The organism is Acetobacter sp. AN02 (genome assembly GCF_029759835.1).
In the GTDB taxonomy this organism is placed as follows: Bacteria; Pseudomonadota; Alphaproteobacteria; order Acetobacterales; family Acetobacteraceae; genus Acetobacter.
The window spans coordinates 23,163-33,108 of sequence record NZ_JAJJND010000020.1 but is presented as its reverse complement, the minus strand read 5'-3'; the positions used below and the strand labels follow the sequence as shown (position 1 = coordinate 33,108).

General features: G+C 61.7%; 8 protein-coding genes and 1 tRNA gene. 1 reads left to right on the top strand and 8 read right to left on the bottom strand.

The window, feature by feature from the left end; all coding sequences use genetic code 11:
- Positions 1 to 72 precede the first annotated feature (72 nt).
- From LOC54_RS04120 to LOC54_RS04105, 4 genes are all read right to left on the bottom strand, one after another.
- On the bottom strand, positions 73 to 684 hold the full coding sequence (locus LOC54_RS04120) for a PqiC family protein (RefSeq protein WP_279312562.1): 612 nt from the start codon (positions 682 to 684) through the stop codon (positions 73 to 75).
- 3 nt (positions 685 to 687) lie between these two features.
- On the bottom strand, positions 688 to 2,370 hold the full coding sequence (locus LOC54_RS04115; RefSeq protein WP_279312561.1) for an intermembrane transport protein PqiB: 1,683 nt from the start codon (positions 2,368 to 2,370) through the stop codon (positions 688 to 690).
- Complete coding sequence (locus tag LOC54_RS04110) at positions 2,367 to 3,842, bottom strand: paraquat-inducible protein A (RefSeq protein WP_279312560.1); 1,476 nt, start codon at positions 3,840 to 3,842, stop codon at positions 2,367 to 2,369. The genes LOC54_RS04115 and LOC54_RS04110 overlap by 4 nt, the downstream gene beginning before the upstream one ends.
- 212 nt (positions 3,843 to 4,054) lie before the next feature.
- Positions 4,055 to 4,130: transfer RNA gene (locus tag LOC54_RS04105), tRNA-Thr, on the bottom strand.
- A 142-nt stretch (positions 4,131 to 4,272) separates the two neighbouring features.
- On the opposite strand from LOC54_RS04105, the gene LOC54_RS04100 reads away from it, so the two are divergent.
- Positions 4,273 to 5,469, top strand: a complete 1,197-nt coding sequence (locus LOC54_RS04100; RefSeq protein ID WP_279312559.1) for a PIN domain-containing protein — start codon at positions 4,273 to 4,275, stop codon at positions 5,467 to 5,469.
- Here the strand turns inward: LOC54_RS04100 and LOC54_RS04095 are convergent.
- From LOC54_RS04095 to LOC54_RS04080, 4 genes are all read right to left on the bottom strand, one after another.
- Positions 5,444 to 6,202 (bottom strand): pyridoxine 5'-phosphate synthase, encoded by a 759-nt coding sequence (locus tag LOC54_RS04095; RefSeq protein WP_279312558.1) that lies wholly within the window; start codon positions 6,200 to 6,202, stop codon positions 5,444 to 5,446. The genes LOC54_RS04100 and LOC54_RS04095 overlap by 26 nt on opposite strands.
- On the bottom strand, positions 6,199 to 7,212 hold the full coding sequence (gene pdxA / locus LOC54_RS04090; protein ID WP_279312557.1) for a 4-hydroxythreonine-4-phosphate dehydrogenase PdxA: 1,014 nt from the start codon (positions 7,210 to 7,212) through the stop codon (positions 6,199 to 6,201). Before pdxA ends, LOC54_RS04095 begins: the two co-directional genes overlap by 4 nt.
- A complete protein-coding gene (locus LOC54_RS04085; RefSeq protein ID WP_279312556.1) occupies positions 7,209 to 8,606 on the bottom strand; it encodes a dipeptidase in 1,398 nt (465 codons plus the stop codon). The genes pdxA and LOC54_RS04085 overlap by 4 nt, the downstream gene beginning before the upstream one ends.
- Before the next feature lie 109 nt (positions 8,607 to 8,715).
- Positions 8,716 to 9,945: a hypothetical protein gene (locus LOC54_RS04080; RefSeq protein ID WP_279312555.1), complete on the bottom strand. Its 1,230-nt coding sequence runs from the start codon at positions 9,943 to 9,945 to the stop codon at positions 8,716 to 8,718.
- Position 9,946: the final 1 nt, after the last annotated feature.

Sequence of the window (9,946 nt, the reverse complement as noted above, 5' to 3'; positions counted from 1 at the left end):
TGATCAGCATCCTGTGAATCACATTTTTAGCCCAATGGGTACCCCGTGAGTCTGATCAAGAAACGGTTGGTATTACGGATAGCGGGCGGGCTGCACGGCGCGGATATCCTCCGCGATCCGGTCAGCCGCTTCACCGAGCAGCCTGCTGAAAGCCGTCACGAAAGCCTGGGTACTGCCGCCCGCAGGTGCCGTCAGACGCACAAGACGGCCCGGGGACGGTGCCTTATCCGACGCCCTCTTGATCGTATACTGCATTTCCAGAATCGCCGTGCCGGACCCGTCGCGCGTGAAGCGACGGATCACGGACTCGACGACAAGGGCCGCCGTGCCGCCCATTCCGTCCGCCTGGGAGAAGACCGTGCTGCCCGGAAGACGCCCGGTCAGATCGGATGTCAGCGCGTGGCCGATCTCCATGCCCAGCGCCTCGCTCCAGGCATCGGAGGAGGAGATCTTCAGGCGGCTGCCCGTATCCGCAAGGACGATCCGGTCACGATCCAGCCCCTGCGGAACGGCGGGGGTCAGCACCTCGACCGTTGCCGGACCGCCCGCAATGGCCGATCCCGGCACGGCGGACAATGTCCAGACGGACGGATCGGAGGATGAGCAGGCCGTCAGACCGGCTGTCAGGCCCGCGGCAAGCACTGCGGGCAGAGTTCTGCGGAAAATCCTGCGAAAATGCGTCATGTCTCAGCGTCCGGTGACCAGAGAGGAAGGATGATTGGTGAGATAGGTCGTCATCAGACGGAGTGAGCGCGCCGCACCGGACAGCTGCGTCACCATGCCCTGCAGACTGCGGCCGAAACTTCCCTCGGACCCATAGCCCGCCAGCAGCAGATTGGCGTTTGCCAGCGTCTGATCAAGCTCGCGCGACATCTCGGGCAGGCGCGCCAGAAGAGGATCGACCCCCTTGCGGGTATCGGCCAGAAGCGCGTTGAGATGCTTCAGCGAATCCCGCATCTGCACCAGAGCCTCCTTCACCTCAGGACTGTTGATCCGGGCATCGGCATGCGCCAGCAGGCTGCCGGCGCTGTTGCCGATCTGCTCGAACGGAATGGCCGAGAGCTTGTCCGTCAGGGCCGAGACGGACTCCATAATGCCGTCCATGCCCCCAGCCTGGCCCGGAAGCACCAGATCGCGGCCCTCCATATAGGCCTCCTCAGTCTTCGTCTTCTTCACGAAGCCGAGCGACACCTGCATCTCACCCGTCAGGAAACTGGTGTTCTGCGCGGAAGCCCGCAGGCCGAGCTTCACCTGCTGCCTGAGCATCTGCATGATATCCACGTCACGCAGCTGGTCCGGCGTGAAGATCCGCTCCGGCTGGATCTCCATCCCGACACGCACGCGGGACTCGCCCGTCTTGGTGTTCACGAGCAGACGGACATCCGTGATGGAACCGACCTGAATGCCGAACATCGTCACGGGGCTGCCCGTCGTCAGGCCGCTGACGGAGCTGGAGAAATAGGTCGCGACCGGAATCCGCTGGTGATAGGCCGCAGCGGCCGCCGCATCCTTGTCGCTGTAGAGCCGGAACACGGTATGCGCCGGGGCCGGATGCTCCTTCTGCCCGTCATCCGCCAGACCGAACGCGATTCCGCCCGCAAACAGCGCCTCGAAGGACTGGATCTGAACACTCAGCCCGCCTGAACCCATCCCGATCTTCACGCCCGAGACGTTCCAGAAACGCGTATCCGCACGCAGATAGCTGTCATAGGGCGCACGGACGAAGAAATCGACCAGGATCGGCCCGCGCCCGCCCGGCGGCAGGGTGTAGTCCAGAACCTCTCCCACATCGACATCGCGGAAAAAGACCTGCGTCCCCGGCCCGAGAGAGCCGATCGCATCCGTCACGAGCGTATAGGTCCGCCCCGGCTGGCCGGACTGCACGCCCGGCGGTCCCTCAAGCCCGCGGAAATGGGTCGAGGGCGGGCTTTCGCCGGGCGGGCCGGGATCGAACGCGATATAGGCGCCCGAAAACAGCGTATCGAGACCGGATACGCTCGCCCCGTTGATCCGCGGACGCACCACCCAGAACTTCGCCTTCTCCGTCAGGAGAGACGCAGCCTCCGAGTTCATGTGCACCCGCACCTCAACCTGCTTCATGTTTTTCGCAAGGCTGATGGAGGTCACGGTACCCAGCGTCACCGCACGGTTCTTCACCTGCGTCTGACCACTCGTCAGCCCGTCGGCCGTATCGAAAATCAGGACAATGTCCGGCCCCCGCTCGGCCAGACTCTTCCAGCCGAGATATCCCGCCACCAGAACGGCAACGATGGGAAAGACCCAGACAAAGGAGAAGCGGGCTTTCTTGACTTCCGCCTCGGACAGATCGTTGTCCTGACCGGAGGATGAAGGCGTATTCTGGTCACTCACGCGCGTGCGGGCTCCCTGCTGATTTCTGCTGCATCCTGATTTTCCGCATCCGGGTGCGACTTCTTCCCGGAAGAGGAAAAGACCTGTCCGTTCTTCCCCGCCACATCCCACATGAGACGAGGATCAAACGCAGAGGCCGCGAAGATAGTGATAATAACGACGGCGGCAAAGGAGACGACACCGCCATTGGCGCTGATGCTGGCAAGATTGCTGAACCGCACCATCGCCACGAGAATCGAGATCATGAACACGTCGATCATGGACCAGCGGCCGATCAGCTCGATCACGCGATAGAACCGGGTCCTGAAAACCAGCGCCCGGTCCGAATGCCAGTGAATCCCGATCAGCATCCAGCTCAGCCCGAGAATCTTGGCAACCGGAACGGTGATGGACGCAAACAGGACCAGCAGGGCCAGCGGAATCATATCCGCCTGCCACAGCTCGACAACGCCGTTCATAATCGTATGCCCCGACCCGTGCCCCAGCTTGATGACTGTCATGACCGGCATGAGATTGGCCGGAACATAGAAGATCAGCGCCGCCAGCAGCAGCGCCGTCGTCCGGTTGAGGCTGTCCGGCTTGCGGCGGCGCACCTGATGACCGCATCGCGGACATTTCGCCACCACACCCGTGAGGGAAACAGGCTTCGGAAACACACCGACAAGGCCGCAGAAGCTGCATGACGCCATATGCGTCGCAGGCGGCAGCGCCCCGTCCTCGGGCGTGATCTGCCGCACCGGAACACTCTGCCCGTCCGGCAGCGTGACGGTCTTCATGATCCTGCGGTGCCGCCAGAAAAGATTGCTGTCCAGCGTCTGGTCCGTCGCCGCCATGCTGATCATCAGCGCGCCGATCATGTAGGTTGCAGGTCCCACATCCACATACGCAAGATCGACCAGCTTGGTATAGGCCACCAGCACGCCGAGGATATAGACCTCCATCATCGACCAGGGCCGCAGCCGCTCATACCATTTGAGCAGCGCGGGCGCCCAGCGCGGCAGGGACGGACGCCGCGCCGTCAGCAGGATCAGCGCCATCAGCGCGATCACCGCTCCTGGCGCGAACACCGTCGCAAGCCCCACCAGAACGCTCAGCGGCCCCCAGCCCTCATGGAAAAGCTCCAGAGGCCCGGTGATCAGAACCACCGTCCGTTCCCGGCCATAGAGATTGAGCGTCATCAGGGAGGTGAACAGCACGCCCAGATACAGCGCGGCGGACGTGATGCAGAATGCCAGCGGGAGCGAGACCGGACCGGAGCGGTTGCGCCGCACCAGCGTCTGCCCGCAGCGGGAGCAGGACGCGATCCGGTTATCGTCGATGCGGCCGAGCTTCTGATAAAGCCCGCAGCACGGACATTCCGCCACGTCGCGCAGCACCAGCGTCTCGAACGGCGCCGCGCGATATCCCGGAAGCTCCTCCGCAATCCGCTGCACAGGATCCGGGGTGACATCAGATCTGGGTTCGGATGACATACCGGGCGTGTGACCTCCGCATCTTTCCTGAGCAGCCGGAAGATCCGGCCTCCGTTCTGAATAAACGGAAAAGAGAAAGAATTTTAAAACAGGTCGGTAAAAATATGTCCAGCAGACCTGCCGGACAGCCGATATGTGTCTGGCACGCGGCTGCGGTTTTTTACCCGACCGGACAACATATTTTACGAAGGGGAGGCCCCGCGGCGGGCGCGTGGTGCCGGCGAAGAGATTCGAACTCCCGACCCCATCATTACGAATGACGTGCTCTACCAACTGAGCTACGCCGGCACACGGAGCGCCTGATACGCAGATTCCCGGCCTGCGTCAAGAGGAAGCGCAGACACAATGCCCCCATACCGCCCGGCCACGTCACCTTGCCATCATCCGCACACATCCTGCATCCTGCGCGCTTCCGGAATGCAGGAATCCGATGTCTGATCAGAAGAAACAGCCCCCCGCACCCGGTCCGGAAGAAGCCTTTCTGCTGACCGATCTCTACCCGGATGCGGCAGCCCTGCTCGGACACCGGCAGCCGCCGCTGGATGAAGTCCGGGACGAATGTTTTGTCGTTCTTGATGCCAATGTGCTTCTGCTGCCGCTGGAATTCAGCAAGGCCTCCGTGGAGGCGACGGAAAAAATTTATAAAAAGCTTGCAGAGAAAAAGAAGCTTGTCGTTCCGGGGCAGGCCGTCCGGGAGTTTTACAAAAATCGCGGCAGGAAACTGGCAGATATTGCGCAGGTTCTCGAAACCTCCATCGAAAGGGCGAAAACACCGGTCTTTGAAAAATCCTCCCCGCTTCTGGAAAATGATCCGGATTATGCCGCCGCCCGGGAGGCCGGAAAGGAGTACGTCCGGAAAGGGAAAGAGCTTGCCGAGAGTCTTTCAAAAGTCATTCAGCGGCTGAAGAAGAATATCGGCGATGATCCCGTCTCAGCTCTCTATCGCAGGGTTCTGAGCGGCTGCGTAAAGGAATTCAGCTTTTCCGAGAACAGTTCAGAGGACCATTCACGCGCAGGGCTGATCCGGGAATGTGCCCGGCGGGCGAAGCTGCAGATCGCTCCGGGGTATAAGGACAGCGGAAAGGATGATGGCGGCATCGGGGATTTTCTGATCTGGAAAACGATCCTGCAGGAAGCCGCCACCCGCAGGATTCACTGTATTTTCGTGACGGAGGAACAGAAAGCTGACTGGTGGATCAGGAAAAACGGCGCGTTTCAGCCGCGCCCCGAACTGCTTGATGAATATCGTCGCTGTTCAGGAGGGAAATCGCTTTATCTCCTGCCCTATTCGGGACTGACGGAAATTTTCGGTACCGAGGAAAATATTGTCGAGCAGATTAAGGAAGCGGAGAAGAATAATTCCAAGGATATTTCCCTAAATGATAAAATATCTTTATTAAAGTTAGAATTAGACGATATAAAAATAAATATAAAAGAAACTGAACACCGAAGAAATTTACTTTATAAATCTTCTAGATTAGATAGTATATCATCTGAATATTTCAACAGAGATTCCTATAATTTAGATCGATTATATGGTAAACTCACGCACATGAGAGCAAAATTGGAAAAACAACTAGCTCATCTCAAGGAACAGGCCGTCACTTCCTCCTTGCCGCGCCCATAAGCGTCTTCATCCGCGCCACCACGGGGGCGAGGCCATCGAAAACGGCTTCCCCGATCAGGAAATGTCCGATGTTCAGTTCCCGGATCTGCGGCAGGGCTGCAACGGGGGCCACATTTCCAAAGCTCAGCCCGTGTCCGGCGTGAACCTCCAGACCAAGCTCCGCCGCCAGTCGCGCCGCCTCTTTCAGCCGCTCCATCTCTCCGTCCGCTCCGGCAGCCCAGGCCCCGGTATGCAGTTCCACGACGGACGCCCCGACGGCGGCGGCGGCACGGATCTGGACCGGGTCCGGGTCTATAAAGAGAGAAACACGTATTCCGGCGTTTTTTACCCGGGTAATATACGTCAGAAGCTGCGCCTGACTGCCCGCCACATCCAGCCCGCCTTCCGTCGTCACCTCCTCGCGCCGTTCGGGAACGATACAGCAGGCATGGGGCCGGAGCGTCTCGGCCAGGGAGACCATCTCCTCCGTCGCGGCCATCTCCATATTGAGCGGCACGGACAGCTCCCGGCGCAGACGGACGAGATCCTCATCACGGATATGCCGCCGGTCCTCGCGCAGATGCGCCGTGATGCCGTCCGCGCCGCCGCGCACCGCCTCGTGCGCCGCGCGAACCGGATCGGGGTGGGCGCCGCCACGCGCATTCCGCAGGGTGGCGACGTGATCGATATTCACGCCAAGACGGACGGGCGGCACCAGGGCGGAGGAGGCCGTTTTCTTCTTTCCGAACATCATCTGTCTGCTCCTCCGTTTTTTCTGTATCCTGTTGCTCTGTATCCGGCCATCTGCCATGCAAGCTGCAGGGCAGAGATCAGGCTTTCCGGGCTGGCGGTTCCCTGCCCTGCGATATCGAAGGCCGTGCCGTGATCCGGAGAGGTCCGCACAATCGGCAGGCCGAGTGTCACGTTCACGCCGTGCTCCATATCGAGCGTCTTGAGCGGGATCAGCGCCTGATCATGATACATGCATAAAGCCGCATCATAGCGCGCACGCGCGGCCGGTGTGAACATCGTGTCCGGCGGCAGCGGACCTGTCACGTCCATGCCCTCAGCCCGCAGCGCCGCGATGGCCGGAGCGATCAGCGTTTTCTCTTCCGTGCCCATCAGACCGTTTTCCCCCGCATGGGGATTGAGGCCCGCCACGGCCAGGCGCGGCTGCGCGATGCCGAAATCCCGGCGCAGCGCCTCTGCCGTGGTCCGTCCCGCGGCGATGATGGCGTCTGTCGTGAGGCTGTCGAGCGCATCCCTGAGAGAAACATGGATCGTAACGGGCACGACGCGCAGTTCCGGCCCGGCAAGCATCATCACCTCCCGGCCCGGCACGCGGCACAGTTCGGCCAGAAATTCCGTATGGCCCGGATGGCGGAACCCTCCGGCGCTGAGCACGGCCTTGCTGATCGGGCAGGTGACGACGCCGGAAGTCTGCCCGGTCTGCGTCAGCGTGACTGCGCGCATGATGCTCTCGATAATGACCGGGGCGCTGGCCGGATCGGGCCGCCCCGGGGAAACCGGCTGCGCGAGGTTCAGATTAATGACCGGCAGGGCTTCGCAGAACAGATCACCGATCCCGGACGGGCGGCTGATTTCCTCCGCCGGGAGGTCTTCAGGCAGTGCATCAACGGGGCCGATCCAGACGAAGGCCGGGCCGGTCTGACGCAGCCTGCGCCAGGCCTTCGCCGTGATTTCCGGCCCGATCCCGGCCGGATCACCCATAGTCAGGGCGAGCGGGGGCAGAATGTCTGTCATGCGCTGCCTTTTCCCAGGGCGGCAAGAATCCGCACCCAGGAGCGGATGCCTTTATGGAAGGAGGTCAGGTCGTATTTCTCATCGGGGGAGTGAATCCGGTCGTCATCCAGCCCGAATCCGACAAGCAGGGAGTCGAGGCCGAGGATGCGGCTGAGATCTCCGACGACGGGGATGGAGCCTCCGCAGCCGATCACGGCGGCTTCGGTGTTCCACTCGTCCCTAAGCGCCGCAAGGGCAAGCTGCAGGGCGGGCAGCGTACCGGGCACGGTGCTGGCCCGGGAACCGCCATGGGCGTGGAATTCCGCCGTGCAGTCCGCAGGGATGCGGTCCGTGATGAAGCTCCGCAGCGCCGTGCGGATGGCCTCAGGGTCCTGCTCTCCCACGAGGCGGAAGGAGATTTTCGCCGTTGCCCGTGCCGGGATGACGGTTTTGAAGCCTTCCTCGGTATAGCCGCCGGTGATGCCGTTGATCTCGCATGAAGGCCGCGCCCAGGTCTGCTCCAGGGCGGAATATCCCTGTTCTCCGGCAGGGTGGCTCAGTCCGACGCCGCCCAGCATCTCCGCATCCGACGGGCCGGTCTTTTTCCACAGATCGCGGATCTCCCGGGAGATTTCCGGAACGCCGTCATAAAATCCCGGCAGCGTGACGCGACCGGTCTGCGGGTCGCGCAGCCCCGCAATCACGTCGCACAGAATCTGCAGCGGATTAGCGGCCGCGTTGCCATACATACCGGAATGGAGATCGCGTGCGGCGGCACGGATCGTCACTTCCTCGGCACACATGCCGCGCAGCATGGTCGTAATTGCCGGGCGGTCCGGGGCGAGCATGCCGGTATCGCAGATCAGCGCGACATCGGCTTTGAGTTCATCACGATATGTCTCAAGGAAGGGCGGGAGATTCTCGCCGCCGGATTCCTCCTCCCCCTCGATCACCATCGTCACGCTGACCGGCAGCGCCCCGTCCGCAGCAATCAGGGCGCGGCAGGCCTCGATAAAGGTCATGACCTGGCCCTTGTCGTCGGCGGCACCGCGCGCGACGATTTCCTTCGTACCGTCCTCACGGGTTTTCAGAACGGGTTCGAACGGAGCGGAGTGCCACAGGGAGATCGGATCGACAGGCTGCACGTCGTAATGGCCGTAGAACAGCACATGCGGGGCGCCATCCGGGCCGGGCCGGTGTGCCAGCACGATCGGGTGACCCGGGGTTGTCCGGGCTTCGGCCTTAAATCCGAGCGAGGTCAGATCCTGCACCAGCCAGTCCGCGGCGGCGCGGCAGTCTGCCGCATGGGCGGGCTGGGTCGAGACGGAGGGAATCCGCAGAAAGGCAAAGAGCCGTTCGAGACTCTTCTCAAGCATGTCATCCGCGTGATGAAGTGCTGTTTCCGTTCCGGCCATTATCCTGCTCCCCGCTTCGATACGGGAGGCAGTTTACAGTATCCTTCCTGAAACGGAAAAGCCGGAGCGCAGGCCCCGGCTTTCATGACTGTCCCGATGTGGTGCGGGCCTATTTCGCGGCGTGCAGTTTGAGCACCCACAGGCGGGCGATCTGCTTTGCGCCGTTATCACCCCCGACCGTGTTGAGGGTCGTGATCGCATCCTGCATCCGTCCGCCATCCATCTGGGCAAGTCCCAGATGCAGGCGGGCGATATTCGGATCGGTCTGGCCTTTCGTGATGCCTTCCTTGATCAGGCCGATGCCCTTATCGGTCTGGCCATACAGGACATAGTTATAACCCGCGATGATCAGCGCGTTGCCGCTCGGGGCTTTTGCCGCTTCCGCCGCATCTGCATCGAGCGAGGCTTTCTTCTCATCGGTCCGCTTGACGACAAGAGCTTTCAGACGGGCCTCGCGCGCGGCACCGGCGTCCTTGCCCAGAGCACCCTGCTTATAGCCCTTGTTCATCAGATTCAGACCGAGCTGGGGCAGACCCGCCTGCACCGCCATTTCCACCATATCGATGAAATCCGAGGTTTCCTTCAGATTTCCGGCGGCAAGGCGGATGCGATCCACATCAAGCTGCAGGGAAGGCGGCAGTTTGTCGTTGGTTTCCAGACCATGCAGCAGCAGCGCCCAGTATTCCGGCTTCGGATAATAGGTGGCCAGCATGGTGTAGGCATCGGCCTGGCCACTGCTGTCCTTGAGCTTGCCATAGCAGTCCGCAAGCATCTGCAGCTGGTTTTCAGCCGGGGTCTTCTTCGCCTTTATCATGGCGGTGACGATGTCGTTCTGAACGCGGGCCGCGTTCTTATAATCCTGCTGCAGGTAGTAGGACTGCACGAGCAGGGTCTGCATCGTCTGGTCCGGACCGACCTGCTTCAGATAACGCTCGATCGCCGGGACGGCCTTCGCGTAGTCCTTCGCGTTATAGGCCATCGTCGCCTCGGCCTGCATCATCTGGGCCTTCGCGGCCTTCGGCGTGCGGGGGGAGGCGATCAGGACGTCATAGGCGGAGCTCGCGGCGGCGACATCGCCGGACTGGGCTGCCACGGCCGCACGCATCTGCGCGATCGTGTAGGTCTCGTAATCGGTTTTTCCGGGAAGGGCGGCGGCGGCGTTCACCGCAGCCATCGCCTTCTGGTAGTTATGTGCTGCCAGGGCAGTCTGTGCGTCCTGGAGAGGCTTTCCGACCTTCTGGCTCAGCACGTCATCCGCGCGGGAGACCGACGGCAGCGCCAGGGAGGAGAGGGAAACTCCGGCAATCAGGAGCAGGCGAGACAGGCGACTGGACGACATC